Origin of the sequence: Azospirillum sp. B4 (assembly GCF_000333275.1) — a bacterium.
Lineage (GTDB): Bacteria > Pseudomonadota > Alphaproteobacteria > Azospirillales > Azospirillaceae > Nitrospirillum.
The window spans coordinates 1-25,623 of sequence record NZ_BACU01000023.1 but is presented as its reverse complement, the minus strand read 5'-3'; the positions used below and the strand labels follow the sequence as shown (position 1 = coordinate 25,623).

The following is a 25,623-nucleotide window of genomic DNA, read 5'->3' as shown; positions in this document are numbered from 1 at the left end:
CAATATTGCTTATGGCGTGCGGTTGACCCACCGCACCGCCCACACCGGGCCGGCATCGGTGGCGATACGGTCCAGGCGGGTCAGCGAAAGGGGCGCCACGTCCAGGGCCAGGGCCTTGGCCGGTGTCAGGTCCAGCGCCAGGGCCACGGCGGCGCGGATCGGCCCGGCGTGACTGACGCAGATGATGTCGCCCCCCTCCGCCCGCGGGCTCCAGTCGTCCACCGCCTCGGCCACGCGGTGGCACAGAGCGACGAAGCTCTCACCCTCCGGCGGGGCGGTGCCGGCGGGGTCGGCCCAGAAGGGGGGTAGGTGCGGGTCGCCCGCCTCCTCCAGTCCGGCATAGCTGTGGCCTTGCCAGGCGCCGAAATGCTGTTCCATCAGCCGGGGGTCGGCCTCCGGTGCCGTCGCGCCATCCGGTACCAGGGCCGCCAGGCGTTCGGCCGTCTGCCGGGTGCGGGAAAGGGGGCTGGCCAGCCACAGGGCGCGGGCGGGCAGGCGGGCGGCCGTCAGGTGGGCCTGTGCTTCCGGCCAGGGGGCGAGGTCTACGTCCGCCTGGCCGGCGATCTGATGCGGCTGGGCCAGGGGTGCATGGCGCACCCACCACCAGCGCGTCGTGGCAGCGATGGCGCTCATGGCATGGGGACGGCGCCGCCCAGGGCGCCGGTCACGGCCACCAGGAACAGGATTTCGCTCACCTGCTCCGCCGCGCCCAACACGTCGCCGGTGACGCCGCCCACCTGGCGGCGGGCCAGCAGGGCGACGACGATCATGCCGCCGCCCGCCACCAGCAGGATGGCCAGGCGGGTCAGGCCGCTGTCCAGCGGCAGCTTGGTCAGGGTGGTGGCGGCCAGGACGAAGCCGGCCAGCAGGGCCGCCAGGGCGCGGGCGCTGTTGGGCTTCCCCACCCCGGCGCTGTGGCCCACCAGCCGCGCCTCCGGCAACAGCAGTTTCATCCCCGGCAGGAAGCAGCGGGCATAGGCGTGCGCGCCCATCAAGGCCACGGCCACGTGGTGGGGGCTGCCGATGGCGGCCAGCGCCATGGTGCGGGCGGCGACGCTCAGCACCAGGGCCACGGCGCCGTAGGTGCCCACCCGGCTGTCCTTCATGATGGTCAGCTTGGCCTCGCGGTCGCGCCCGCCGCCGAAGCCGTCGGCCACGTCGGCCAGCCCGTCCTCGTGCAGGGCGCCGGTCAGGCCCATCAGCGCGCCCACCGTCAGCAGGGCCGCCAGCAGGGGCGGCACGTTGACGGAACTGAGGCCCCAATAGACCAGGCCGCCCAGCGCGCCAATCAGCGTGCCGACGATGGGGAACCAGGTCAGCGCCCGGGAATCCAGGTCCTGCGGCCAGGCCCCGCGCCAACGGATGGGCAGCCGTGTCAAAAAGATCACGGCGGCTATGAATTCGGCGAAGACACCGCCCAGGCGCGGCCCCGTTGCATCAGTCATGGTTCCGGTATACGGGAAGTCCCGTCCGCCCGCCAGCGCCACTCCGGCGCCTGATCGCGGGTCCCATTATCGGGCCGGAGCATCATGAGCGACATCCCCTCCTTCGACGAATTCCGCCGCGTTCTGGCCGACCTGCCGGGCCCGGATCTGGAGGCCGCCACCACCGTCATGCAGCGCGAGGTGCAACTGACCAAGCCGCGCGGCGCCCTGGGCCGGCTGGAGAGCCTGACCGAATGGCTGGCCACCTGGCAGGGCCGCACGCCCCCCCGGGTGCAGCATCCGCGTGTGGCGGTGTTCGCCGGCAACCACGGCGTGGCGGCCCTGGGCGTGTCTGCCTATCCATCGGCGGTGACGGCGCAGATGGTGCACAACTTCACCCAGGGCGGTGCCGCCGTGAACCAGCTGTGCGGCCAGGCCGACGCCGACCTGCGGGTCTATGAGCTGGACCTGGACAACCCCACCGCCGACTTCACCCACGGCCCCGCCATGAGCGAGGAGGCCTGCGCCCGGGCCATGGCCTACGGCATGATGGCGGTGGAAACCGGCATCGACGTGCTGTGCCTGGGGGAGATGGGCATCGGCAATTCGACATCCGCCGCCGCGCTGTGCCTGGCGCTGTTCGGTGGCCAGCCGGAGGACTGGGTCGGCCCCGGCACCGGCCTGGATGCCGAGGGCATGGCGCGCAAGGCGGCGGTGGTCGCCGCCGGCGTGGCCGCCAACGCCGACCTGCTGTCCGAGCCCTTCCACGTGCTGCGCGCCGTGGGCGGGTATGAACTGGCGGCCATCGTCGGCGCCATCATGGCGGCCCGCATGGCCCGCACGCCCGTGGTGCTGGACGGCTACGCCTGCACCGCCGCCGCCGCCGTGCTGTTCAAGGCCGATCCCCGCGCCCTGGACCATTGCATCGTCGGCCACCTGTCGGCCGAGCCGGCGCACCGCCGCCTGCTGGACCATATCAAGCAGGAACCGCTGCTGAGCTTCGGCATGCGCCTGGGTGAGGGCTCCGGCGCCGCCCTGGCCCTGCCCATCCTACAGGCCGCCGTCGCCTGCCACACCGGCATGGCGACGTTCGCGGAGGCCGGCGTGTCCAGGCGCGGGGCCGAGGGGCGCGCTACGCACTGATCTCGATTTCCCCTCAGGTGCCGGGCGCGGCCATCCGGCGGCTTGGCTTCCTCGCTCCGCCCTGCGGTGCTCGCTCCGGCGGCTGTGGTCGCAGCCTAGTCAAAACGCGCCAAGGCCCAGTTCTGGCGGAACTGGGCTAGGCCGCGACCGCGGCCGCCGGAGATCTCCGGGGAGCGTCAGCGGACTGGAAATCGAGGATAGCCAAGGGCCGGATGGCCCGCCGGCGCTTGAGGCGAACAAACAGACAAACAGGCCCGTTAGGGCCGGTGATACGTCAGCACCCAGGTGATGCCCACGGCCACGGCGACCAGGCAGGCCAGCATCCAGGTCTTCAGCGGCACCGGCACCTTCTCGCCCGGGCTCTTGCCCTTCTTCGGTTTCATCGGGCGTTCCGAGCCCGCCACCACCGTGGGCTTGGGCCGGCCGCTGCCCTTGTAGGGGTCGTGCAGTTCCACCAGGCGCCAGTCGTAGTTGGACAGCGCCTCCTCATTCTCGAAATCCACCTGGATCAGCCGGACATAGCCCCGGCCGTGGGTGCGCACCGCCTCGCTGAACTCGCGCTTGCCGGCCGACAGGTTGTCGACAAGGGCCAGCGTCTCCCACTTCTTGCCCTGGGGCTTCTGCACCGCGAATTTGCGCTGGCTTTCCACGGATTGTTCTCCACCGGCGTAGGGCCCAACCGCATAGGGCAAGGGTAATTATCAGCGCCGCGCGTCCGGGGGCAAGGGGCTGGCGCGCGCCCATCCAGCGGACAGGTGCGACGCCGTGCCCCGTGCGCTATAGCTTGAAGCCGGGACGGTACCGCTGATCTTATCGGGCCATCTAAGATGGGGTTGTCAGGGCGATGGCGCGGCAGGCGTGGACGAGGGCGGCGGACGCGGAACCCAGCCCCTGGGGCGGAGACGGGGATGGCCCCGGCGCACGGCCGGGCGGTACGCGGCCCGATGGCGCCCGGCTTGGCGGGGAGCGCTGGGCGGGTGCCCGCGTCAACCTGCGCACCCTCAACACCATCCGCTGGATCGCCATCGCCGGCCAGGCCATCACCCTGCTGACGGTGGAGGATCTGGTCGGCATCGACATTCCCCTGCTGCCGGCCCTGGCGGTCACGGCGGTCTCGCTGCTGATCAACCTCTACGCCATTTCCCGCCGGCGGCGCAGCCCCTTCCTGACGGAACGGGGTGCCGCCATCTTCCTGGCCTACGACACGGTGCAACTGACCGTGTTGCTGATGCTGACCGGCGGGCTGGAGAATCCGTTCGCCGTGCTGGTGCTGGCGCCGCTGATGGTGGGGGCCAGCATGCTGGGCCGCCGGCTGGTGACGGGGCTGACGGCGCTGACCGCCGCCTGCCTCACCCTGGTGTGGATGCTGGCCATGCCGCTGTCCTGGCCAGCCAGCTACGGCGTCACCCTGCCGCCCTATTACCTGGACGGCATCTGGGCGGCCCTGACCTTGTCGGCCATCTTCATCGCCACCTACGTCTACAAGGTGGCGCAGTCAGGCCGCGACCTGTCGCAGGCGCTGATCGCCAGCCAAGTGTCGCTGGCCCGCGCGCAGAAGGCATCCGCCCTGGGGGCCCTGGCGGCGGCGGCGGCGCATGAGCTGGGCAGCCCCTTGGGCACCATCGCCGTGGTGGCCAAGGAACTGGCCCGCGACCTGCCGCCCGACAGCCCCTGGGCGGAGGACATCCAGCTGCTGCAGAGCCAGTCCGCCCGCTGCCGCGACATCCTGGCCGACCTAGCCCGCCGCCCGGACGCGGAGGGGGAGATGGAGCCCTACGCCCCCTTAGGGCCGGTGCAGGTGGTGGAGGCGGTGGCCGCCCCCCACCGCCGGGCGGAGGTGGCGCTGGAGGTCGCCGTGACCGGGGCGGAGGAGGGCGCGCCCTCCCCCCTGCCGCTGACGCCGGAGTTGCAGCACGGCCTGGGCAACATTCTCCAGAACGCCATGCAGTTCGCCCACAGCCGGGTGGATGTCAGCCTGCACTGCGACAGCGCCGCCCTGATGATGACTGTGGCGGACGACGGCCCCGGCTTCCCCGTCAGCCTGCTGGAACGACTGGGCGAACCCTATGTCTCGGACCGGGATGAACGGCTGGAGCAGGTGCCGGTGCGGGCCGGGGGCGGTGGCACCATGGGCCTGGGTCTGTTCATCGCCCAGATCCTGCTGGAGCGTACCGGCGCCACCGTCACCTATGCCAACGGCCCGCCGGGCAGCACGCCATTGGGCACCGGCGCGCGTGTCATGGTGCGGTGGAGTGGCCCGCCGCCATCGCCATGACACCGGCACGGCGAAATCCTGGCATGATGGAGGGCGGCATTATGCCGCCCTTGTATAACGGCGGCGCCCCTTGGCCGGGGTCCCGCCCATGTCTATTTGGAAGGGGCGTCCTTTTGCCGCGTGTCGCGACCACCAGGAATGCCGCTACAGGGGCGTAAGAAGGTCGTTCACAAGTTTGCGACCGTCTTGGCGCCCACTGGCCGGGAATGAAGGGGTTTTCCAGAGATGACTATTGAGACCGCCGACGTGATCGATCCCATGCGCCTCGGTTTCACCGGGGACGCCTCGCGCAGCCTGCTGGTGGTGGATGACGACGCCCCCTTCCGCATCCGCCTGGCCCGCGCGCTGGAGAAGCGCGGCTTCGACGTGGTGGCGGTGGACAGCGTGGCGCTGGGCGTGGACGTGGCGCAGGAGGCGGCCCCCCGCTATGCCGTGGTCGACCTGCGCCTGGCTGACGGCAGCGGCCTGGACGTGGTGAAGGCCCTGCGCGACGCCCGGCCGGAAGCCCGCATCGTCATGCTGACAGGTTATGGCAACATCGCCACCGCCGTGGCCGCCGTGAAGGCCGGCGCCGTCGATTACCTGCCCAAGCCGGCGGACGCCGACGCGGTGGAGGCGGCCCTGCTGACCGACGGCCCCCTGCCACCGCCGCCGGAACACCCCATGTCCGCCGACCGCGTGCGCTGGGAACACATCCAGCGGGTGTTCGAGCAGTGCGACCGCAACGTCTCGGAAACCGCGCGCCGCCTGAAGATGCACCGCCGCACCCTGCAGCGGATCCTGAACAAGCACGCGCCGAGGACTTGAGTTTCCGGGGGTTCCCTCAAGCGCCGGGCGCGGGCATCCGGCCCCTTGGCTATCCTCGCCTTTCAGTCCGCTTCGCTCCCCAAAAGGCTCCGGCGCCCGCAGTCGCGGGCTAGTCGTCGCCGACGCTCCTCCGGTGGTGTGGCGGTTGGCGCTTTATTCGGTGGCCGACAGTCGTTCCATCCGGCGGTAGAGTAGGAAAGACGACACGGGCAGGAAAAGCAGGGTGACGACGGTGTCGAGTACCCTTAGGGCCGGCATGCTGGAAGGCGCGCCTTTGTGGGCGGCCTCCGTGCTGACCAGCAATCGGGCCGTTATGTGGAAAAGCCGAGCATAGGTCGCGACGATGGCCATTAGGGCGACCTTGCCTACGACTGCATAGAGGCTGGTCTGCTCCTGGTTGGCGGCCAGGGCCAGGCCGACGGTCACGGCCCATAGCAGAGCCAAGCCCTGGGCGGTTCGCCTGATCCTTGAGACATCAGCCCGGGCATCGGCCGTATCTGTCGAACGTCGGTTCCGAACCTGGACGGCGAACCGGTAAATCCAGACCAAATGTACCAGGACGCCCGCTGCGCAGAGGGCAAGGCCGCGGGTCACAGGGAAATCCCCTGAGGGGAGCAGCAGGGAAACCAGCGCCAGAGCGAGGTAGGCGCCAACGAACGCCCATGGGCGCAGGGGCATTGGTACGCCGGTCGCCGTGTTGCTCGCCTCAAAAATCGCTGCAGCGGCCCTTGCGTTCCCAGTCGCCGTAGCGGGTGGGTTCGGGGCCGGCGGGGCCGCCGATCTCACGCACCGTTTCGGGTTTGGCCGCTTCGGCCTTGGGGGCCACGGTGTCGGTCTTGGACTCGGGGGCCGTGGGTGCCACGTGGCTTTTGAACACGGGGGCCTTGGGCTGGGGCAGGGGGGGCAGCTTGCTCATAAGGTTATAATTGGCGCCGCTGCCAGCCGCCGCCAAGGGGTTTTACGCCACCCCCGCGAATCCATGCCGGAAACGGGGGGCGGGTGGCCGAAAGGGGCCGATGACAGCGCGGCTTTTCCGGGGTACACCCCGCCCCCATGAACACCGAAACGCTGGCCGCCCGCCGGGTGGCCCTGGACCTTCTGGAAAGCGTGCTGCGCCGCCGCGTGCCGCTGGATGACGCGCTGGACCAGCACCGGGGACTGCCGGGGCTGGAGCCGCGCGACCGCGCCTTCGCCCGCCTGCTGACCGCCACCGTCATCCGCCGTCTGGGCCAGATCGACGCGGTGGTGATGTCGCTGCTGACTCGGCCCGACCTGCCCAAGGGCGGCGTGCTGGACATCCTGCGCGTCTCCGCCGCCCAGTTGCTGTTCCTGGGCACCCCCGCCCACGCCGCCGTGGACACGGGCGTGGAGCTGGCCGTGGCCAAGGGCCTGGCCGGCATGAAGGGCCTGATCAATGCCGTGCTGCGCCGCGTGGCGCGCGAGGGGGCGGAGCTGCTGGCCGCCCAGGACGCCGGCCGCCTGAACACGCCGGACTGGCTGTGGCTGGCCTGGCGCCAGCACTACGGCACCGGCCATACCCGCGCCATCGTTGATGCCCACCTGGTCGAGGCGCCGCTGGACATCAGCGTGAAGGGCGACCCGCACGCCTGGGCGGAACGGCTGGAGGCCACCGTGCTGCCCACCGGCACCCTGCGCCGCGCCCCCGGCGGTTCGGTCACCGAGCTGCCGGGCTTCGAGGAGGGCGCCTGGTGGGTGCAGGACGCGGCCGCCGCCTTGCCCGCGCGCCTGCTGGGTGATGTCGCCGGCCTGGACGTCATCGACCTGTGCGCCGCCCCTGGTGGCAAGACCGCCCAGCTGGCCGCCGCCGGCGCCAAGGTGACGGCGGTCGACCGTTCCGCCCCCCGGCTGGAGCGGCTGTCGCGCAACATGGAACGGCTGGGCCTGTCGGCGACCACCGTCGTGGCCGACGCCACCAAGTGGACGCCGGACGCGCTGGTGGACGCCGTGCTGCTGGACGCGCCGTGCAGCGCCACCGGCACCATCCGCCGCCATCCCGACGTTGCGCGCCTGAAGACGGCGGAGGATGTGGGCCGCCTGTCCGGCGTACAGCGCCGACTGCTGGATCGCGCCATCGACATGGTGAAGCCCGGCGGCTTGGTGGTGTACTGCACCTGCTCCCTGCAGCCGGAGGAGGGGGAGGAGCAGTTGTCCAAGCTGCTGTCCCGCCGTCTGGACGTGATGGTGGAACCCGTCATCCCCGTGGACCTCGCTTACGATCCGGATGCCGACGTGACATCGCTGGCGCCGCTGGTGACCGACAGCGGCGACGTGCGCACGACGCCCGGCCACTGGGCCGGGTTGGGCGGCCTTGACGGATTTTTCATGACCCGCCTGCGCCGCACCGCCTAGCGGTCGACGCCTCGCGGTTGGCAAAGCGCGTTCGAGTTGATAGGAACCAAGTCATCATGCAGCAGCCGGTACGCATCGCCCCCTCCATCCTGTCGGCCGACTTCGCCAACCTGGGCGCGGAGGTGCGGGCGGTGGACGCCGCCGGCGCCGACTACATCCACATCGACGTCATGGATGGGCATTTCGTGCCCAACCTGACCATCGGCCCCATGGTCGTGCAGGCGCTGCGCCCGCATTCGGCCAAGGTGTTCGATGTGCACCTAATGATTTCGCCGGTCGACAACTTCATCGCCGCCTTCGCCAAGGCCGGCGCCGATATCATCACCGTGCATCCCGAGGCCGGCGCCCATACCCACCGCACGCTGCAGCTGATCCGCAGCCTTGGGAAGAAGGCCGGCGTGGCGCTGAACCCCGCCACCCCCGTCTCGGTGTTGGACTACATCATGGATGACGTCGACATGATCCTGGTCATGTCGGTCAATCCCGGCTTCGGCGGCCAGTCCTTCATCAACAGCCAGAAGGAAAAGATCCGGGCCATCCGCCAGCGCATCGACGCCATGACCGCCGGGACGGACCGCGTCATCGATCTGGAGGTCGACGGCGGCATCAACGCCGAGCTGGCGCCGGTGGCCATCGCTGCGGGCGCCGACGTGCTGGTGGCCGGCACCGCCACCTTCCAGGGCGGCCCGGACGCCTACGCCGACAACATCCGCCGCCTGCGCGGCCCGCTGGTCTAAGGGATCGAACGGCGCATGGCCCGTGTCACATCCGGCATGAGACGGTTCCGCGCCGGCCCCGGCGCGCTGGTCTACCGGACGCCGCTCTACGGCGTGCTGCTGAAGGGGCGCGCGCCCCAGGCGCTGGGCGTCGTGCCCGTCGACCCGTGGCCGGGCGACACCCGCCAGGGCCAGGCGCTGCTGGAAGGCCGCTTCCGCTTCGCCGGCGAGGAGCGCCAGGCGGACCTGCCGCCCTGGCTGGACCTCAGCGCCGGGTCGGCCTGGCTGACGGCCCTGCATGGCTTTGATTGGCTGCGCCACCTGAAGGCAGCCGGGGGCGATGCCGCCCGCCGCCAGGCCCGCGTGCTGGTCACCAGCTGGCTGGACGGCTTTTCCTCCTGGCATGCCGTGGCGTGGGCGCCGGAGGTGACGGCCCAGCGCATCGTCGCCTGGATCGGCGCGCACGACTTCTTCCTGGCCAGCGCCGACGACGGCCTCCGCGCCCGTGTCTTCGACAGCCTCGCCCGCCAGATCCGCCACTTGGCCCGCCTGGTTCCCGGCCGCCTGCGTGGTGTGGACCTGCTGCTGGGCATCAAGGGTCTGGTCTACGGTGGGTATTGCCTGGCCGGACGGGAGCGCGCGGCCCAGCGGGCCCTGTGGCTGCTGAACCGCGAACTGGCCCGGCAGGTCACGCCCGACGGCGGCCATGTTCAACGCAGCCCGTCGCTGCAATTGCAGGCCCTGCGCCACCTGATCGACATCCGTGGCGTGCTGCGCGCGGCGAAGGCCGACATGCCGGACGCCCTGCAGCACACCATCGACCGGCTGACGCCCACCCTGCGCTTTTTCCGCCATGGCGATGGCGGCCTAGCCCTGTTCAATGGCGGCTGGGCCGAAGACCCCGCCTTCATCGATACGGTGCTGAGCCAGGCGGACGCCCGGGGCCGGCCCCTGCGCTCCGCCCCCCATGTCGGGTTCGAGCGGCTGGCGGCGGGCCGCACCTGCGTGCTGCTGGACGCCGGCGCCCCACCGCCCGCCGGCCTGGATGCCCGGGCGCATGCCGGCACCCTGTCGTTCGAGATGAGCGTGGGGCGGGAGCGCCTAATCGTGAACTGCGGCAGCCATCCATCGGAAACCGGCGCCTGGCGTGGGGCCCTGGCCTCCACCGCCGCGCATTCCACCCTGGTGGTGGCCGACACCAACTCCGCCTCCGTGCGCGAGGATGGTGGCCTGGGCCGCCGCCCGCATCCGGTGGAGGCCAAGCGGCGGGAGACGGGCGGTGCCGTCCTGGTCGAGGCCGCGCATGACGGCTACCGCGACACGTTCGGCCTGATCCACCACCGCCGCCTCTACCTGGCCGAGAGCGGCGAGGATATGCGCGGCGAGGACCGGCTGGAGGGCGGGGCCGGCGGCCACACCTACACCCTGCGGTTCCATCTGCACCCGGGCGTGCACGCCAGCCTGTCCCAGGGCGGTGACGGCGTCCTGCTGCGCCTGCCGTCCGGCGCGGGCTGGCGCCTGCGCCTGTCGGGCGGCACGGTGGGGCTGGAGGAAAGCGTCTACCTGGGCGACGGGCCCGAGCCGCGCGGCACCCTGCAGGTCACCGTGCGTGGGGAGACCGCCCCGGGCGGCGCCACCGTGAAATGGGCCCTGCGCCGCGAGAAGAAGGCCGAGGGCGCCGACCCCTGACCCACCCGTGACCCCAAGTTTCCCTTGAGCCCGGCATCTTGCCGGGCTTTCTCATTCCCAAATCCCACCGAAGCCGGATTGCCATCATGACCAGCCCCGATCTCGTTCCCCTGCGCCGCGCCCTCATCTCCGTGTCCGACAAGACCGGCCTGATCGAGCTGGGCCAGGCCCTGGCCGCGCGCGGCGTGCACATCCTGTCCACCGGCGGTTCCGCCCAGCGCCTGGCCGAGGCCGGCGTGCCCGTGACGGAGGTGGGTGACCACACCGGCTTCCCCGAGATGATGGACGGCCGGGTGAAGACCCTGCACCCGCGCATCCACGGCGGCATCCTGGCCCGCCGCGATGACGAGGGCCATGTCGCCGCCATGAACGCCCACGACATTCCCGGCATCGACCTGGTGGTGGTGAACCTCTACCCCTTCGAGGCCACGGTGGCGAAGGGGGCGGACTTCGAGACCTGCATCGAGAATATCGACATCGGCGGCCCCAGCCTGATCCGGGGCGCCGCCAAGAACCACGACTTCGTGGCCGTGGTGACCGACCCGTCCGATTACGCCCCGCTGCTGGCCGAGCTGGCCGCCCACGATGGCCAGACCACGCTGGATCTGCGCCGCCGCCTGGCCGCCAAGGCCTATGCCCGCACCGGCGCCTACGACGCCGCCATCGGCGCCTGGTTCGCCAACCGCCTGGGCCAGACCTGGCCGGAAAGCGTGACCCTCTCCGGCACCCTGCGCCAGACCCTGCGCTATGGCGAGAATCCGCACCAGACCGCCGCCTTCTACGTGACGGGGGAGCGCCGCCCCGGCATCGCCACCGCCACCCAGCTGCAGGGCAAGGAACTGTCGTACAACAACCTGAACGACACCGACGCGGCGTTCGAGCTGGTGGCGGAGTTCGAGCGTCCGGCCATCGCCATCATCAAGCATGCCAACCCCTGCGGCGTGGCCGAGGGCGACGACCTGCCGGCGGCCTATGCCCGCGCGCTGGCCTGCGACCCCGTCTCCGCCTTCGGCGGCATCATCGCCGCCAACCGCACCCTGGACGCCGCGACGGCCGAGGCCATCGCCAAGCTCTTCGCCGAGGTGGTGATCGCCCCGGACGCGGATGAGGCCGCCCGCGCCGTGCTGGCGTCCAAGAAGAACCTGCGCGTGCTGCTGACCGGCGACCTGCCCAACCCGGCCCAGGCCGGCACCCTGATCAAGACCGTGGCCGGAGGCTTCCTGGCGCAGAGTCGGGACGATGGCCGCGTCCAGCCGGCCAACCTGAAGGTGGTGACCAAGCGCGGCCCCACGCCCAAGGAACTGGCCGACCTGCTGTTCGCTTTCCGCGTCGGCAAGCACGTGAAGTCCAACGCCATCGTCTATGCCAAGGACCTGGCCACCGTTGGCATCGGCGCCGGCCAGATGAGCCGGGTCGACAGCAGCCGCATCGCCGCCATCAAGAGCCGCGAGGCAGCGGAGGCCGCGGGCCTGGCCGAGCCGGGAACCAAGGGCAGCGTGGTGGCGTCCGACGCCTTCTTCCCCTTCGCCGACGGCCTGATCGCGGCGGCGGAGGCCGGCGTCACCGCCGTGATCCAGCCCGGCGGTTCCATGCGCGACCAGGAGGTGATCGACGCTGCGGACGAGCGTGGCCTGGCCATGGTATTTACCGGGATGCGTCATTTCCGTCACTGACGGGTGAAGGAACGCCGGGGATGATCCGTATCAAGGGATCAGGCCATCCCCGGCGCATGCCTCATCCGAGGCCGGGGGTGGCGGTGACCTGAGGGGTATGCCCGGGGATTCGTGGGGGAATTGCCCGGGCCAATAAGGAATCGTTGCCCGCATGACCGCCTCCGCGCCAGACCATGCCGCACCGGCAGGCGCCGTTTCTTCCACGGTCCTCGCCGGGACGGCACCCGCGCCGGGCGATGTCGTCCATGATGCGGCATCCGTCCCCCTGATTCCCTCCGCTGGCCGCCCCGTGGCGGCCCTGCTGGTCATGAGCCTGGTGCTGACCCTGCTGGTCTTCGGCTGGGCCGCCTGGGACCACCACCGCCGCGTCTGGGACGACGCCCGCGACCAGGTGGTGGATGTGACCCACGTGCTGGAGGAGCATGCGGGCAAGATCTTCAGCATCCACGCCGCCAGCCTGCGTTATGTGGAGCGCCTGGTGGATGACGCCGGCTGGAAGGAGATCGCAGGCGATCGCCGCTTCTACGACCGCCTGCGCGAGATCTGGCAGGCCTCGCCGGAGCTGGAGGGCGTGTGGGTGGTGGACCCCGGCGGCATCGTCCGGGTGAACACGATGCAATGGCCGGCACCGGTGCTGGACGTCAGCGACCGGGAATATTTCCGGGTCCATCTCAACCCCGGCACCGGCATCTACATCGGCCAGCAGTTGCGCGGCCGCCTGTCCGGCGCCCCCTTCCTGCCCGTCAGCCAGCGCATGGAAACCCTGGACGGCCATTTCAACGGCGTGGCCCAGCTGTCGCTGAAGCCCGACTACTTCATCGCCTTCTATCGTTCGCTGTTTTCGGCCGATCCGAAGACCATGATGCTGATACGGGAGGACGGCGCCCTGCTGCTGCGCGAACCGGCAGCATCCGATGGCCTGCAGCAGGGCTCGTACCCGGAATTGCTGCGCACGCCGGCGGACGCCACCGGCACCTTCATCCTGACCTCGCCTGTCGATGGGGTGGAGCGTCTCTATGCCCGGCGCAAGGTGCCCGACCTGCCCCTGTTCGTCGTTTATGGCATCGACACCGGCAGTATCGTCCGCGACTGGCGGAACCGGACCCTGGTCTATGCCGCCGTGGCCGGGCCGGCCTCCCTGGCGCTGATGCTGGTGGCGGGGATCGCTTTCCGCCGCTCCCGCGAATTGGCCCGCGCCGACCGGATTCTGCGCCACGCCAACACCCTGCTGGAGGCGCGGGTGGCCGACCGTACCCGCCACCTGGACCGCGCCCTGGCCGAGCGGGAGGTCCTGCTGCGCGACACCCACCACCGGGTGAAGAACAACCTGCAGGTCGTCTCCAGCCTGTTGCAGCTGCAAAGCGGCATGCACCCCCCCTTGCGGCCCCTGCTGGGCGACGCCTTGCGGCGCATACAGGCCATGGGCCTGCTGCACGAACAGCTGCATCGCGCGTCGAATGTCGATGTGGTGCAGTTGGACCGGGTGATCACCGCCCTGGCGCGGGAGATCGACAACATCCACCAGGGCGATGACGCCCAGGCCGAAGCGGGGCGGCCCCGCCCCGTGGCCATGGCGCTGGACGCCCAGCCGGTGGAAACCGACCTGACGGCTTCGGTGCCGGTGACCCTGGTGCTGAACGAGGTGCTGTCCAACGCCTTCAAGCACGCCTACCCGGACGGCCGTACGGGTACGCTGTCCGTTTCCCTGTGGCGGGAGGGGGACGACGGCGTGCTGACCGTCGCCGACGATGGCGTGGGCATGCCAGACGCGGGGACGATTCCCAGCCGCCAGAGCCTGGGCCTGCTGCTGATCGATGCCTTCACCCGCCAACTGCGCGGCCGCTACAGCTATGAGGCGACTCAGCCCGGCACGCGCTTCACCTTGCGGTTTCCGCTGGGTTAGCGGATTCGGCATTGGCATAGTATGCCAATCAGCGTTAGGCTTCAGATCTCGAACCAGTCGCTGGAGAGCGCCGATGCCGACACGCAACGTGGTGCTGACCGATCATCATGAACAGGTCATCGAAGACTTGGTGCGGTCCGGCCGATATCAAAACGCCAGCGAAGTCTTGCGGGCGGGGTTGCGGCTTGTCGAGCGCGAGGAGGCGCAGCATGACGCCAAGCTGAAGGCGTTGCGGGAAGCGGCAGAAGCTGGCCACCGCGAGCTGGATGAAGGACGGTTCGATGAGGTCACGGACGACGATTTAGAAGAATACGTCGCCGCGCTTGGCAGGGAAGCGGCTGGCGGACGCTGACGACATGCTGCGCTATCGGATCGCGCCACTGGCCCGCGCGGATATCCGTGCCATTCTGACCCATTCAAATCAGGCATTTGGAAGTTTTGCGCGGCAGCGCTATGAGGCGCTTATCGTCCAGGCCATTCGCGACATTGCCGCGGCACCGCATCGGTTCGGCAGTGTTGAGCGACCGGAGCTGCGCGGCTGGACCTATCATTTGCGCTACAGTCGGGAGCGGGCGCGTGTGGCTGGCGAAGCCGTTCACAACCCCCGTCATCTATTGCTCTATCGGCTGGAACCCAATGGGGTTGGCCCCAGTTTTGTTGGCATCGTGCGCGTTCTTCACGATGCGATGGAATTGGAACAACATATTCCGTCAGACGACGACACCCCCTGAAACGCGAACCGGCCGCCCTGGTGGGGCGGCCGGTGCCGTACTTGAGCTTTGAGGCTGGCTGTCAGCCGTTACCCATTCAGCCATCACCCATCTTCAGGGCGGCGATGAAGGCGCTCTGCGGGATTTCGACCTCGCCGAACTGCCGCATGCGCTTCTTGCCTTCCTTCTGCTTGTCCAGCAGCTTGCGCTTGCGGCTGATGTCGCCGCCGTAGCACTTGGCCAGCACGTCCTTGCGCATGGCGCTGATGGTCTCGCGGGCGATGACGCGGCTGCCGATGGCGGCCTGCACGGCGATCTTGAACAGCTGGCGGGGGATCAGCTCCTTCAACCGCTCGCACAGCAGGCGGCCGCGGTGCTCGGCCTGGCTGCGATGGACGATGGTCGACAGGGCGTCCACCGGCTCCGCGTTCACCAGGATGGACATCTTCACCAGGTCGCCGGTCTCATACCCGTCCATCTGGTAATCGAAGCTGGCATAGCCGCGGCTGATGGACTTCAGCCGGTCATAGAAGTCGAACACCACTTCGTTCAGTGGCAGCTTGTAGACCAGCATGGCCCGGCCGCCGACATAGGTCAGGTCGATCTGCTGGCCGCGCCGCTCTGTGCACAGCGCCAGGATGCCGCCCAGGTATTCGTCGGGCAGCATGATGGTGGCGCGAATCCACGGCTCGTCGATGTGATCGATGCGGATGGGGTCCGGCATGTCGGCCGGATTGTGCATGTCGATGACCGACTTGTCGGTCATGTGAACCTTGTAGATGACGCTGGGCGCCGTCGTGATCAGGTCCAGGTTGAACTCGCGCTCCAGCCGTTCCTGGATGATTTCCAGGTGCAGCAGGCCCAGGAAACCGCAGCGGAAGCCGAAGCCCAGCGCCGCCGACGTCTCCGCCTCGAACTGGAAGCTGGCATCGTTCAGGGCCAGCTTGCCCAGGCTTTCGCGCAAATGCTCGAATTCGGCGGCGTCGGTGGGGAACAGGCCGCAGAACACCACGGGCACGCTGGGCTTGAAGCCTTCCAGCGGCTCGGTCGCCGGGCGGCGCTCCTCGGTGATGGTGTCGCCGACCTTGGTTTCGCGGATGTCCTTGATGCCGGCGGTGATGAAGCCCATCTCGCCCGGGCCCAGGCGGCCGGACTGCACGGCCTTGGGCGTGAAGTGACCGACGCGGTCGGCTTCCTTTGCCGCCCCCGTGGCCATCATGCGGATCTTCTGGCCCACCTTCAGTTCGCCATCGACGACGCGCACCAGGATGACCACGCCCAGGTAGGGATCGTACCAGCTGTCGACAACCAGGGCCTTCAGCGGTGCGTCCAGGTCGCCCTTGGGCGGCGGCAGGCGGGTGACGATGGCCTCCAGCACATCCTTGATGTTCAGGCCGGTCTTGGCCGAGATCATGACGGCGTTGCTGGCGTCCAGGCCGATGACATCCTCGATCTGCTGCTTGATGCGGTCGGGTTCGGCCGCCGGCAGGTCGATCTTGTTCAGGACGGGGACGATCTCATGGTTGTGGTCGATGGCCTGGTAGACGTTGGCCAGCGTCTGCGCCTCCACCCCCTGCGAGGCGTCGACCACCAGCAGCGAGCCTTCGCAGGCCGCCAGCGAGCGTGAGACCTCATAGGCGAAGTCGACATGGCCGGGCGTGTCCATCAGGTTCAGCTGATAGGTCTTCCCGTCGTCGGCCTTGTAGTTCAGGCGGACAGTCTGCGCCTTGATGGTGATGCCGCGCTCGCGCTCGATATCCATGCTGTCGAGCACCTGCTCGCGCATCTCGCGGGCGTCCAGGCCGCCGCAATACTGGATCAGGCGATCGGCCAGGGTCGACTTGCCGTGGTCGATGTGGGCGATGATGGAGAAATTGCGGATGTGCGAAAGGTCGGTCATGACGGGCCGGTCTGGAAAAAGTCCCGCGACCATAGGATGCCCGGCGTTCTGGCGCAACCGCGGGGTTGGCGGGGCGTTCATGTGCTATCCGGCATGTGCTATCCGGCGATGGCCGCCGCCAGATCGCGTAGGCCCGGAACGGTCACCGTCGGCTGGATGCCCCAGGGGTCGAACGGCGCGTCGGGGGAGCGTCGCACCCAGGCGGCGCGCCAGCCGGAGGACAGGGCGCCGATGATGTCGAAGGGGTTGCTGGACACCAGCCAGGTCTCCGCGCCAGCGGCGCCCGCCGCCCGCAGGAAATGGCTGTAGACGGCGGGATTGGGCTTGTAGGAGCGCAGGTCGTCGGTGCTGACGATGCCCAGGAACAGCTCGGCGATTCCGGCGGCGTCCAGCAGGGTGCGTACCGCCTCGGCCGTGCCGTTGGAAAAGGCGTACAGGCGGAAGCCCGCCGCGCGCAGCCGCGCCAGCCCGTCCGCCGCGTCGTCGAACGCCGGCAGGGTGCGATAGGCTTCCAGCACAGCGGCCCGCTGCTCAGCCGTCAGCGGGGCCTTGAAACGGTCGCAGGTGTGGTCCAGCGCCTGGGCCGTGCAGACGGCGAAGGGGACGTAGTTCTGCATCAGGGCGCGGCGGAAGGTGTATTCAAGTTGCCTTTCCCGCCACGCGCGGGAGAAGTCTGGCGCCCGGTCACCCACGATGGCGCGCAGCATCGCCACCAGCCCCTGGGTGTCGATCAGCGTGCCATAGACGTCAAAGGCCAGTGTCACCGCCATTGAACCCTCCCCTTCACCGGTGTGCCGGCATCGGGTCCAATCCTACCCCGCCCGCACCTTGGTGACGAATCCCGCCACCTGATGGCGCAGGCGGTCGGACTGGTTGACCAGGTCCTGCGCGGCATGCAGCACGTCGGTCGCCATGGTGCCGGTCTCGCTCGCGGCCCGGGTGACCTGGCCGATGGTGCTGGACACGTCGGAGGTGCCGGCGGCGGCCTGGGCCACGCTGCTGGCGATCTCGTTGGTGGCCGCACCCTGCTGCTCCACCGCGGCGGCGATGGTGGTGACGATGTCGCTGATGCGGCCGATGGTGCCGCTGACGCCGTGGATGGCGCCGGCGGCGTTGCCCGCCACCGACTGGATCTCACCGATCTGGGCGCTGATCTCCTCTGTCGCCTTGGCGGTCTGGGTCGCCAGGGTCTTCACCTCGCTGGCCACCACGGCGAAACCCTTGCCGGCTTCGCCCGCGCGCGCCGCCTCGATGGTGGCGTTCAGCGCCAGCAGGTTGGTCTGGCTGGCGATGTCGCTGATCAGGCGCACCACGTCGCCGATCTTGCGCGCCGCCTCGACCAGGCCGCTGACGGTGTGGTTGCTGCGCTCCGCCTCCACCACCGCGTTCTGCGCGATCTGCGAGGATTCCTCCACCCGCCGGCCGATCTCCTGGATGCTGGCCGACAACTGCTCGGCCGCTGCCGCAACCGTGTTGACGTTGCCGGCGGCCGCCTCCGCCGCCCCCGCCACCGCCAGGGTCTGGTGGTTGGTCTGTTCCGCGATGGCGGACAGGCCCTTGGCGTTGCCCTGCATGCGGTCGGCGGCCCCGGCCACCCCTTCCACCACCTGGTTCATGCTGGCCTCGAACTCGTCGGCCAGCCTGGCCAGCGCCGCCTGGCGCTCCGCCTGCGCCTGGGCCTTCAGCGTTTCCTGCTCATGGCGCAGCGTGTCGGCCTCATCCATGGTGTGTTGGAAGATGCGCAGCGCGCGCACGGTGGCGCCGATCTCATCCTTGCGCTCCGTGGCCTTGATCTCGACGGTCCGGTCACCATCCGCCAGGGCGGTCATGGTGTCGACGATGCGCTTCAGCGGGCGCGACACGGAGGCCCAGGCGATCCACAGCGCCAGCGCCATCACCAGCACGGCGCCCGACAGGCCGCCGGCCAGGGTCACCCAATACGTGCGCTCATTGCGGGCCTTGGCCGCGGCCTCGCCCTTGCTCAGGCTCTCGTCCACCGCCTTGGTGATCACGGTCAGGCGGTCCAGCAGTTTGGACAGCTTGATGTCGAATTCGTCGGTCAGGGTGGCCGCCCCGGCCTTGGTGTTACCGGCCAGCATCTGTTCGCGCGCCTGTTCCGCGAACTTCATCATGGCTTTGAACTCATCCCTGGCCATGGCCAGGTCGTCCTTGGTGCCGGGGTTCAGCCGCGCCACCGCGTCCAGGTACCTGCCCAGGTCCGCCGCCTGCTGCCCGATCTCATCCTTCATGCTGTCGATGATGAATTTGTCGGTCTCGGCCAGCATCATGTAGCTGATGCGGCCGATGTTGGCGGCGGCGCCATTGGCGCGATCGATCGCCTTCAGGGCTTCCGCCTCGCCGCGCAGCAGGTGCTGGTATTCGACCGCGCCCGTGTTCATCTGCGACAGTGTGTAAAGGGAGGTGCCAAGCGTCACCAGACCCATCAGGATCAAGGGCAGCAGCAGCTTCTGGATGATGGGCAGATTACGGAAAAACTTCATGCCGTCTGTCCTCCCCAACGGGTGACGCCCATAAGTGCAGGCATCAGTCTCCGCTTTTTATCTTTGCAAAGATAGTAAGGGGCGGGGGCACAGGCTGTGCAAGTGGTTAACGTAGTCTAAAATTCACAATAAATTGGTTAAAGATAAGGGCGCCCCCTGAAAGCCAAGGGGCGCCTACTGCGGGCTTGAAGCCTCTGTGTCAGCCGCGCAACACGGCGCCCGTCGCTTTGGTGACGGCGGCGACGACTTTGGCGGCCACGGCTTCGATTTCCGCGTCCGTCAGGGTCTTGTCCACCGGTTGCAAAGTCACCGACAGGGCCAGCGATTTGAAACCCGTTTCGACTCCGGGGCCCTGGTAGACGTCGAACAGCTGGACGCCGGTGATCAGCGCCTTGTCCGCACCCTTGGCCGCCCGCATCAGGCGGTCGGCCTCCACGCCCGCCTCGACCACGAAGGCGAAGTCGCGGCTGATGGGCTGGAAGGCCGACAGCTCCAGCTTCGGCTTCTCCGTCCCGCCCTTCTTCTTCGGGGTGGGGATCAGGTCCAGAAACACCTCGAACGCCACCAGGGGACCGGTCAGGCCCAAGGCCTCCAGAACCGCCGGATGCAACTCGCCGAAGCGGGCCAGCACGGTGGGGCCCAGCCGCAGGCAGCCGGAACGGCCCGGGTGGTACCAGCCGGGCGCGTCGGTGGACACGACCAGATTGGCGGTGGGGGCGCCGGCGGCCTCCAGCGCGGCGATGGCGTCGGCCTTGGCGTCATAGGCGTCCACGGGGCGGGTGCCCTTGGCCCAGTGGCGGGCCACGGCCAGGCCGGCGCGCACGCCGGCCGCCACCAGGTCCTGGCCCTTCTCGCTGCCGTCGCGGAAGGCCGGGCCCACCTCGAACAGCGCCAGGTCGGCGTAGCCGCGCGCGGCGTTGCGGCCGGCGGCCGCCGCCAGGTTGGCCAGCACCGAGGGGCGCATGATGGCGAGATCGGCGCTGATGGGGTTCAGCAGCGCCAACTCATCCGGGGCCCCGCCGAACAGCTTGGCCGTCTCCGGCGCCAGGAAGGACCAGGTGATGGCCTCCAGCATGCCACGGCCGGCCAGCAGGCGGCGCACGGTGGCGGTGCGGCGCTGCTTGGGCGTCACCGCGACCTTGGGCAGGCCCTCGTCACGCGGCAGGCTGGTGGTGGGGATGGCATCGAACCCGTGGATGCGCAGCACCTCTTCCACCAGGTCGGCCTCGCCATGGACGTCAGCGCGCCACGATGGCGGCACGGCGTGGATCAGGCCGTCCTTCTGGCTGACCTGGAAGCCCAGGGCGGTCAGGATGCGCACCTGATCGGCTTCGGGAACATCCACGCCACCCAGGTTGGCGACGCGGGCGGGGCGCAGGGTCAGGGGGCGCTGCCAGGCGGGCTCGGCACCGGCCACGAACAGCTCCCCAGCCTCACCGCCGCACAGGTCCAGCACCAGCCGGGTGGCCTGCTCAATGCCGCTGACGACGCTGGCGGGGTCCACCCCGCGCTCGAAGCGATAGCGGGCGTCGCTGTCGATCTGCAGGGCGCGGCCGGCTTCCGCCACCTTGGCCGGCTCGAACAGGGCGGATTCGATGATGACGTCGGTGGTCGTTTCCGACACGCCGGTGGTCTCCCCACCCATGACGCCGCCCAGGGACAGGACGGCGCCGCTGGCGTCGGCGATGACGGTCAGGCCGGCGGGCAGGGTGTATTCCTTGCCGTTTAGGGCCAGCAGGGTCTCGCCCGCCTTGCTCTCCCGCACCGTCAGGTCGCCCTGGACCTTGGCGGCGTCGAAGACGTGCAGGGGGCGCACCTGGTCCAGGGTCATCAGGTTGGTGATGTCCACCAGGGCGGAGATGGGGCGCAGGCCCACGGCGGTCAGCTTGTCCTGCAGCCACTGCGGGCTGGGGCCGTTGCGCACGCCGCGCACCACGCGGGCGGCGAACTGCGGGCAGGCCGCCGTTTCCAGCGCCACCTTGACCGGGGCGGGGAAGGCGCCCGGTACCGGGGCGGTGTTGAGCGGCTTCAGCGTGCCGACGCCGGCAGCGGCCAGGTCACGGGCGATGCCGTGAACGCCGGCGCAATCCACGCGGTCGGGCGTCAGCGAGATCTCGATGACGGCGTCGTCCAGCTTGCGCCAGGCGGCGAAGCCGGTGCCCACGGGGGCGTCGTCCGGCAGCTCGATGATGCCATTGTGCTCATCCGACAGGTTCAGTTCGCGCTCGGAGCACAGCATGCCCCGGCTTTCCACGCCGCGGATGGCGCCGACCTTCAGGGTGTCGCCCGTGGCCGGGATGACGGCGCCGGGGCTGGCGAACACCACGGTGATGTCGGCGCGGCAGTTGGGGGCGCCGCACACCACCTGGATGGGCTCGCCTTTGCCGGTGTCGACCATGGCGACGCGCAGCTTGTCGGCGTTGGGGTGCTTCTCCGCCGACAGCACCTTGGCGATGACGAAGGGCGCCAGCGCCTTGCCGGTATCCTCCACGCCTTCGACCTCCAGGCCCAAGGCGGTCAGCTTGTCGGTGATGACGTCCAGCGGGGCGTCGGTTTCAAGGTGCTGCTTCAGCCAGGAAAGGGTGAACTTCATCGCTACCTGCCGTTCTTCGGGTGGGGCGCCTGGCCTCAAGGCCGGCTGCCGCTCTTTAAGGGTGGGTTATCGGGTCAGACCTTGGGCCAGGCTGGGCACGTCCAGCGGCACGAAGCCGTAGTGCTTCAGCCAGCGCAGGTCGGCCTCGAAGAAGGTGCGCAGGTCGGGGATGCCGTACTTCAGCATGGCCACGCGCTCGATGCCCATGCCGAAGGCGAAGCCCTGCCAGCGGGTGCTGTCGATGCCGCAGTTCTCCAGCACCTTGGGGTGGACCATGCCGCAGCCCAGGATCTCCAGCCAGTCGCCGTAGTTGCCCAGCTTCAACTCGCCGCCCTTGCGCGAGCAGCCGATGTCCACCTCCGCCGACGGTTCGGTGAAGGGGAAGAAGCTGGGGCGGAAGCGCAGCGGCAGGTCGTCGACCTGGAAGAAGGCCCGGCAGAATTCCAGCAGGGTGCCTTTCAGGTGGCCCATGTGGATGTTCTCGCCGATCACCAGGCCTTCGATCTGGTGGAACATCGGCGTATGGGTCTGGTCATAATCGGAGCGGTAGGTGCGGCCCGGCGCGATGATGCGGATGGGCGGTTCGCCGGCCAGCATGGTGCGGATCTGCACCGGGCTGGTGTGGGTGCGCAGCACGCGGGTGCCCCCGTCCGGCCCGTTGGGTAGGTAGAAGGTGTCGTGCATCTGGCGCGCCGGATGCTCCGGCGGGATGTTCAGGGCGGTGAAGTTGTTGAAGTCGGTCTCGATGTCCGGCCCTTCCGCCACGGTGAAGCCCATGTCGGCGAAGATGGCGATCATCTCCTCCACCGTCTGGCTGATGGGGTGGACCCGGCCCTCCACCTCTGGCCGGGCCGGCAGGCTGACGTCGATGCGTTCGGCCTCCAGCTTTTGCGCCAGGGCTTCCGCCTTCAGCACCTGGCGGCGGGCGTCCAGCGCGGCGCTGATCTCTTCCTTCACGGCGTTCAGGGCTTGGCCGCGTTCCCGCCGCTCATCCGGCGTCAGCGATCCCATGTCCTTCATCAGGCCGGTGATGCGGCCCTTCTTGCCCAGGGCATCCACCCGCACCTCTTCCAGGGCGGCCAGGTCGGGGGCGGCGGCAGCGGCGGCCAGCAGGTCGGCCTTCAGGCTGTCGAGGGTGTTCATCGCGACGATCCGTCTTCTCGGGGGCAGTGGGGGCAAACTCGGGGCGATACTATCAACGGCATCAGGCTTTGACTCATGCCGTTGTGCCCGGCGAACGTCGAGCCGGCAGCGAATACCGCAGGTGGCAGCGACGAATTCAACAAGCCGGATGCCTGCACCCGCTGCTTGAGCGGAATAAGAATACATAAAAAGGGGAGCGGGCCCGCCGTGCCTGCTCCCCTTCTTTCGGTAGCCGTTGATCCGGGTAGGATCAAGCGGCCTTGAGAGCGGCCTGGGCTTGATCGACCAGGACCTTAAACGCCTCCGGCTCGCGCGCGGCGATGTCGGCGAGGACCTTGCGGTCAACGTCGATGGCGGCGCGCTTCAGGCCGTGCATGAACTGGCTGTAGGTCAGGCCGTGGATGCGGGCACCGGCGTTGATGCGCTGGATCCACAGGGCGCGGAAGTTACGCTTCTTGGCGCGGCGGTCGCGGTAGGCGTAACGCAGCGCCTTCTCGACCTTCTCGATCGCGATACGGAAGCAGTTGTTGGAACGACCCCGGTAGCCCTTGGCCAGCTTCAGGATCTTCTTGTGACGGGCGTGGGTGGTCACGCCCCGCTTAACGCGAGCCATGGATCAGCCCTCCTTACGGTACCCGGATGAAATTCTTGGTGATGATGATACCGTCCTGCTTGGACAGGGTCATCATGCCGCGGGCGTTCCGCTTCATCTTCTGCGGACGCTTGCGCATGCCGTGGCGCTTGCCGGCGGCCTGGGCGCGAACGAGACCGGAGGCGGTCAGCTTGAACCGCTTCTTCGTCCCGCTGTGATTCTTCAGCTTGGGCATTTTGGTTCCTCACGAAAGAATAACCGCCCCGAAGGACGGCGGTGGACTCATTTGAGCGGGTGGGCATGCCCTGGACCTTTCGGTCCGGCCTCGCCGCCAAAATGAAGCGCGGTTTGTACACGCGGATGCGACGCCTGGCAAGGGCCGAGCGCGGCGGAATGACTCATTTCCAGGCACTTCCGCCCCTTGCCGGACACAGGGCTGGGGCCCATTTCTGGAAAACGCCTGACGTTGAGACACACGCCGTTGTATCGGAAAGCCATCGTCAACGGAGATTGATGGACAGGTTCCGGGGCGGCCGTTAATGGCCGAATTAAGGACGGAAGCGGTAGAAGGAGGGAGATATGTAGGTCTGGTGATGCGGGAACGATTCGATTGATTTTGAGGTAGCCAAGTGAGGCGTTTATCGCCGACGGGACATCAAATGCATATGCAGTCCCACGACCATGGTCATTGGGGGGAAGAGCGAAACCACGCTATGAATTCGTCGCTAGCTTTCTTTGCGTCCGCCTGCAGCGCAATCGCGGCTTCCAACGATTTCATCCGTTCCAAACGGAAGCTGCCTCGTTCGTAGCAGTCCTTCGTGAAAGTGCGCCACGGATCAAGATCGATGTCCCTTTTTGCGGGACCGTGACCTGCCCCAGCTGCGTAGTCATTAAAATGTTCGATCATATCGCGGAGGGCTTTCAGGCCGTTGCGTCCGCCTATGTCAAAGTTGGCATCGAAGCGTTTCACAGCCTGCTGTGCGTCGATTGCCACCCTGTCGATCTTGATTAACGTCTGAACGGTCGTACGGTAGAGCCACAGCCGGATAATAACATTTTCCCAGGCGTACTCCGCTTCGAACCCTCGTTCATCCTCATGACTAAGATGCTCCAGAGAGTCCAACGATAAGACGAGCATGTTCCAAGCGTGGACTTGGCGCGGTTTGTAGAATTCCCATATAATACTCTGTTGTTCTTTGGTTTTTTTCATATCGCGAGTATTAACTCATGGCTGGTGAGGCATGCATTAAAGGCTATTGCGCCCCTGTTGTCTGTTCTGGAAACGGGGCGCACAATTAATACGTTAAGTGTGGACTGCTCAGATACGATGTCAAGATCTGGCCATGATCAGCGACTGCAATCCAGCGGACGATCGTAGTGGGTATGCAAACCAGAAATTCATTTTCCTGTCCGTCAAGCGGACTCAATCCAGACAGCAAGAGGAGGCACCCGTCCATGCCCGAGCTGTACACCATAGGGTATGAGAAGGCGGGCCAGCCGGCGTTGGTGGAGCGCCTGGTGCGGGCAGGGGTGCGTACCCTGATCGATGTGCGTGAGCTGCCGCTGTCGCGCCGCGCCGGTTTTTCCAAGGGGCCGCTGTCGGCCGCCCTGCGCCAGGCCGGCATCGAGTACCTGCACCTTAAGGCGCTGGGCACGCCCAAGGAGGGGCGCATGGCCGGGCGGGCCGGCAACCAGCCGCTGTTCTGGTCCATCGTCGACACGGCGCTGGCCCGGCCGGAGGCGCAATATGAGCTGGGCGTGGCCGCCGCCACGGCGTTGAACCAAGGGCCCGCTTGCCTGTTGTGCCTGGAAGAGGATCCGCACATCTGCCACCGCTCCCGCGTGGCCGCCGACATGGCGGCGGGCTGGGGATTCGGCGTCCATCATCTGATGGTGGATGCCGCCTTCTAGGCGTGGAAAGGCATCCGCCCGCAATTTAACAGGCCGCCGCCGCACGGCGGACACAATGGGCGGCGACAAGACAAGCCAGGCCAGCGCATGGGAACCCAAAAAGGAACGCTGGTCCAACGGACAGCTAGTCCAGGGGCTTGGGGCTGGGGTAAGCCTCTGCCCATGCGTTTAACGGCGTGGGGTGGGGCGTCCTTGGCGAGGCCACCCCGGGGGGAGAAGCGGCACGTGCATCCGGTCGACACCTTCATCCTGGGCATGGGGTCCCTGCTGCTG

24 protein-coding genes are annotated in these 25,623 nt (G+C 68.5%); 11 read left to right on the top strand and 13 right to left on the bottom strand.

The features are described 5' to 3' along the window. Positions 1 to 9: 9 nt before the first annotated feature. Both I55_RS00820 and cobS read right to left on the bottom strand, forming a co-directional pair. Positions 10 to 633 carry a histidine phosphatase family protein gene (locus I55_RS00820; protein ID WP_044558520.1) on the bottom strand — a complete coding sequence of 208 codons (624 nt, stop codon included), beginning with the start codon at positions 631 to 633 and terminating at the stop codon, positions 10 to 12. Continuing rightward, positions 630 to 1,445, bottom strand: a complete 816-nt coding sequence (gene cobS, locus I55_RS00815) for an adenosylcobinamide-GDP ribazoletransferase (protein ID WP_083900734.1) — start codon at positions 1,443 to 1,445, stop codon at positions 630 to 632. The genes I55_RS00820 and cobS overlap by 4 nt, the downstream gene beginning before the upstream one ends. Positions 1,446 to 1,529: 84 nt before the next feature. On the opposite strand from cobS, the gene cobT reads away from it, so the two are divergent. Further along, a complete protein-coding gene (gene cobT / locus I55_RS00810; RefSeq protein ID WP_044558519.1) occupies positions 1,530 to 2,567 on the top strand; it encodes a nicotinate-nucleotide--dimethylbenzimidazole phosphoribosyltransferase in 1,038 nt (345 codons plus the stop codon). Between the two features lie 257 nt (positions 2,568 to 2,824). Here the strand turns inward: cobT and I55_RS00805 are convergent, their stop codons facing one another. Further along, positions 2,825 to 3,217 carry a hypothetical protein gene (locus tag I55_RS00805; RefSeq protein ID WP_148293510.1) on the bottom strand — a complete coding sequence of 131 codons (393 nt, stop codon included), beginning with the start codon at positions 3,215 to 3,217 and terminating at the stop codon, positions 2,825 to 2,827. A gap of 194 nt (positions 3,218 to 3,411) precedes the next feature. On the opposite strand from I55_RS00805, the gene I55_RS00800 reads away from it, so the two are divergent. Then, on the top strand, positions 3,412 to 4,842 hold the full coding sequence (locus I55_RS00800) for an ActS/PrrB/RegB family redox-sensitive histidine kinase (RefSeq protein WP_083900731.1): 1,431 nt from the start codon (positions 3,412 to 3,414) through the stop codon (positions 4,840 to 4,842). A 258-nt stretch (positions 4,843 to 5,100) separates the two neighbouring features. Beyond that, entirely contained in the window at positions 5,101 to 5,649 is a 549-nt protein-coding gene (locus I55_RS00795) for an ActR/PrrA/RegA family redox response regulator transcription factor (protein ID WP_040843394.1), read from the top strand. A gap of 153 nt (positions 5,650 to 5,802) precedes the next feature. Here I55_RS00795 and I55_RS35610 read toward each other — a convergent pair whose 3' ends face one another. Next, complete coding sequence (locus I55_RS35610; RefSeq protein WP_148293509.1) at positions 5,803 to 6,093, bottom strand: hypothetical protein; 291 nt, start codon at positions 6,091 to 6,093, stop codon at positions 5,803 to 5,805. A 262-nt stretch (positions 6,094 to 6,355) separates the two neighbouring features. Further along, positions 6,356 to 6,565 carry a succinate dehydrogenase assembly factor 4 gene (locus I55_RS38090; protein WP_044558535.1) on the bottom strand — a complete coding sequence of 70 codons (210 nt, stop codon included), beginning with the start codon at positions 6,563 to 6,565 and terminating at the stop codon, positions 6,356 to 6,358. 137 nt (positions 6,566 to 6,702) lie between these two features. Between I55_RS38090 and I55_RS00780 the strand changes: the two genes are divergently transcribed. The 7 genes from I55_RS00780 to I55_RS33950 all read left to right on the top strand — a co-directional run bounded on the left by I55_RS00780 (position 6,703) and on the right by I55_RS33950 (position 14,731). Then, entirely contained in the window at positions 6,703 to 8,019 is a 1,317-nt protein-coding gene (locus tag I55_RS00780) for an RsmB/NOP family class I SAM-dependent RNA methyltransferase (protein ID WP_044558515.1), read from the top strand. Positions 8,020 to 8,075: 56 nt separating this feature from the next. Next, the gene (rpe, locus tag I55_RS00775; protein WP_044558514.1) at positions 8,076 to 8,756 is read left to right on the top strand and encodes a ribulose-phosphate 3-epimerase; all 681 of its coding nucleotides are present in this window, start codon (positions 8,076 to 8,078) and stop codon (positions 8,754 to 8,756) included. Between the two features lie 15 nt (positions 8,757 to 8,771). Beyond that, positions 8,772 to 10,424, top strand: a complete 1,653-nt coding sequence (locus I55_RS00770; RefSeq protein WP_252180967.1) for a heparinase II/III family protein — start codon at positions 8,772 to 8,774, stop codon at positions 10,422 to 10,424. An 86-nt stretch (positions 10,425 to 10,510) separates the two neighbouring features. Beyond that, positions 10,511 to 12,097 (top strand): bifunctional phosphoribosylaminoimidazolecarboxamide formyltransferase/IMP cyclohydrolase, encoded by a 1,587-nt coding sequence (purH, locus tag I55_RS00765; protein ID WP_044558513.1) that lies wholly within the window; start codon positions 10,511 to 10,513, stop codon positions 12,095 to 12,097. 151 nt (positions 12,098 to 12,248) lie between these two features. Then, positions 12,249 to 14,000 (top strand): sensor histidine kinase, encoded by a 1,752-nt coding sequence (locus I55_RS00760; RefSeq protein WP_044558512.1) that lies wholly within the window; start codon positions 12,249 to 12,251, stop codon positions 13,998 to 14,000. A 73-nt stretch (positions 14,001 to 14,073) separates the two neighbouring features. Next, positions 14,074 to 14,352: a type II toxin-antitoxin system ParD family antitoxin gene (locus tag I55_RS00755; RefSeq protein ID WP_044558511.1), complete on the top strand. Its 279-nt coding sequence runs from the start codon at positions 14,074 to 14,076 to the stop codon at positions 14,350 to 14,352. 4 nt (positions 14,353 to 14,356) lie between these two features. Beyond that, positions 14,357 to 14,731, top strand: a complete 375-nt coding sequence (locus I55_RS33950; RefSeq protein ID WP_083900733.1) for a type II toxin-antitoxin system RelE/ParE family toxin — start codon at positions 14,357 to 14,359, stop codon at positions 14,729 to 14,731. 76 nt (positions 14,732 to 14,807) lie between these two features. Here I55_RS33950 and lepA read toward each other — a convergent pair whose 3' ends face one another. From lepA to I55_RS00715, 8 genes are all read right to left on the bottom strand, one after another. Continuing rightward, on the bottom strand, positions 14,808 to 16,610 hold the full coding sequence (gene lepA, locus I55_RS00750) for a translation elongation factor 4 (protein WP_044558510.1): 1,803 nt from the start codon (positions 16,608 to 16,610) through the stop codon (positions 14,808 to 14,810). A gap of 98 nt (positions 16,611 to 16,708) precedes the next feature. Continuing rightward, positions 16,709 to 17,380, bottom strand: a complete 672-nt coding sequence (locus I55_RS00745; protein ID WP_044558509.1) for a haloacid dehalogenase type II — start codon at positions 17,378 to 17,380, stop codon at positions 16,709 to 16,711. Between the two features lie 42 nt (positions 17,381 to 17,422). Next, positions 17,423 to 19,111 carry a methyl-accepting chemotaxis protein gene (locus tag I55_RS00740; protein ID WP_044558508.1) on the bottom strand — a complete coding sequence of 563 codons (1,689 nt, stop codon included), beginning with the start codon at positions 19,109 to 19,111 and terminating at the stop codon, positions 17,423 to 17,425. 199 nt (positions 19,112 to 19,310) lie between these two features. Beyond that, entirely contained in the window at positions 19,311 to 21,704 is a 2,394-nt protein-coding gene (gene pheT, locus I55_RS00735) for a phenylalanine--tRNA ligase subunit beta (RefSeq protein ID WP_044558507.1), read from the bottom strand. A gap of 66 nt (positions 21,705 to 21,770) precedes the next feature. After that, on the bottom strand, positions 21,771 to 22,847 hold the full coding sequence (gene pheS, locus I55_RS00730; RefSeq protein WP_044558506.1) for a phenylalanine--tRNA ligase subunit alpha: 1,077 nt from the start codon (positions 22,845 to 22,847) through the stop codon (positions 21,771 to 21,773). A 250-nt stretch (positions 22,848 to 23,097) separates the two neighbouring features. Continuing rightward, positions 23,098 to 23,460: a 50S ribosomal protein L20 gene (gene rplT / locus I55_RS00725; RefSeq protein WP_040843389.1), complete on the bottom strand. Its 363-nt coding sequence runs from the start codon at positions 23,458 to 23,460 to the stop codon at positions 23,098 to 23,100. Between the two features lie 13 nt (positions 23,461 to 23,473). After that, positions 23,474 to 23,674 (bottom strand): 50S ribosomal protein L35, encoded by a 201-nt coding sequence (gene rpmI / locus I55_RS00720; protein ID WP_004271784.1) that lies wholly within the window; start codon positions 23,672 to 23,674, stop codon positions 23,474 to 23,476. A gap of 450 nt (positions 23,675 to 24,124) precedes the next feature. Then, positions 24,125 to 24,649 carry a hypothetical protein gene (locus tag I55_RS00715; RefSeq protein ID WP_085939908.1) on the bottom strand — a complete coding sequence of 175 codons (525 nt, stop codon included), beginning with the start codon at positions 24,647 to 24,649 and terminating at the stop codon, positions 24,125 to 24,127. 245 nt (positions 24,650 to 24,894) lie between these two features. Between I55_RS00715 and I55_RS00710 the strand changes: the two genes are divergently transcribed. After that, on the top strand, positions 24,895 to 25,350 hold the full coding sequence (locus tag I55_RS00710; protein ID WP_044558502.1) for a DUF488 family protein: 456 nt from the start codon (positions 24,895 to 24,897) through the stop codon (positions 25,348 to 25,350). The last annotated feature ends 273 nt before the right edge of the window (positions 25,351 to 25,623 follow it).

Coding starts and splice junctions, on each gene's coding strand:
- I55_RS00820 (WP_044558520.1), bottom strand. CDS start 633: ATGAGCGCCATCGCTGCCACGACGCGCTGGTGGTGGGTGCGCCATGCA.
- cobS (WP_083900734.1), bottom strand. CDS start 1,445: ATGACTGATGCAACGGGGCCGCGCCTGGGCGGTGTCTTCGCCGAATTC.
- cobT (WP_044558519.1), top strand. CDS start 1,530: ATGAGCGACATCCCCTCCTTCGACGAATTCCGCCGCGTTCTGGCCGAC.
- I55_RS00800 (WP_083900731.1), top strand. CDS start 3,412: ATGGCGCGGCAGGCGTGGACGAGGGCGGCGGACGCGGAACCCAGCCCC.
- I55_RS00795 (WP_040843394.1), top strand. CDS start 5,101: ATGCGCCTCGGTTTCACCGGGGACGCCTCGCGCAGCCTGCTGGTGGTG.
- I55_RS38090 (WP_044558535.1), bottom strand. CDS start 6,565: ATGAGCAAGCTGCCCCCCCTGCCCCAGCCCAAGGCCCCCGTGTTCAAA.
- I55_RS00780 (WP_044558515.1), top strand. CDS start 6,703: ATGAACACCGAAACGCTGGCCGCCCGCCGGGTGGCCCTGGACCTTCTG.
- rpe (WP_044558514.1), top strand. CDS start 8,076: ATGCAGCAGCCGGTACGCATCGCCCCCTCCATCCTGTCGGCCGACTTC.
- I55_RS00770 (WP_252180967.1), top strand. CDS start 8,772: ATGGCCCGTGTCACATCCGGCATGAGACGGTTCCGCGCCGGCCCCGGC.
- purH (WP_044558513.1), top strand. CDS start 10,511: ATGACCAGCCCCGATCTCGTTCCCCTGCGCCGCGCCCTCATCTCCGTG.
- I55_RS00760 (WP_044558512.1), top strand. CDS start 12,249: ATGACCGCCTCCGCGCCAGACCATGCCGCACCGGCAGGCGCCGTTTCT.
- I55_RS00755 (WP_044558511.1), top strand. CDS start 14,074: ATGCCGACACGCAACGTGGTGCTGACCGATCATCATGAACAGGTCATC.
- I55_RS33950 (WP_083900733.1), top strand. CDS start 14,357: ATGCTGCGCTATCGGATCGCGCCACTGGCCCGCGCGGATATCCGTGCC.
- lepA (WP_044558510.1), bottom strand. CDS start 16,610: ATGACCGACCTTTCGCACATCCGCAATTTCTCCATCATCGCCCACATC.
- I55_RS00745 (WP_044558509.1), bottom strand. CDS start 17,380: ATGGCGGTGACACTGGCCTTTGACGTCTATGGCACGCTGATCGACACC.
- I55_RS00740 (WP_044558508.1), bottom strand. CDS start 19,111: ATGAAGTTTTTCCGTAATCTGCCCATCATCCAGAAGCTGCTGCTGCCC.
- pheT (WP_044558507.1), bottom strand. CDS start 21,704: ATGAAGTTCACCCTTTCCTGGCTGAAGCAGCACCTTGAAACCGACGCC.
- pheS (WP_044558506.1), bottom strand. CDS start 22,847: ATGAACACCCTCGACAGCCTGAAGGCCGACCTGCTGGCCGCCGCTGCC.
- rplT (WP_040843389.1), bottom strand. CDS start 23,460: ATGGCTCGCGTTAAGCGGGGCGTGACCACCCACGCCCGTCACAAGAAG.
- rpmI (WP_004271784.1), bottom strand. CDS start 23,674: ATGCCCAAGCTGAAGAATCACAGCGGGACGAAGAAGCGGTTCAAGCTG.
- I55_RS00715 (WP_085939908.1), bottom strand. CDS start 24,649: ATGAAAAAAACCAAAGAACAACAGAGTATTATATGGGAATTCTACAAA.
- I55_RS00710 (WP_044558502.1), top strand. CDS start 24,895: ATGCCCGAGCTGTACACCATAGGGTATGAGAAGGCGGGCCAGCCGGCG.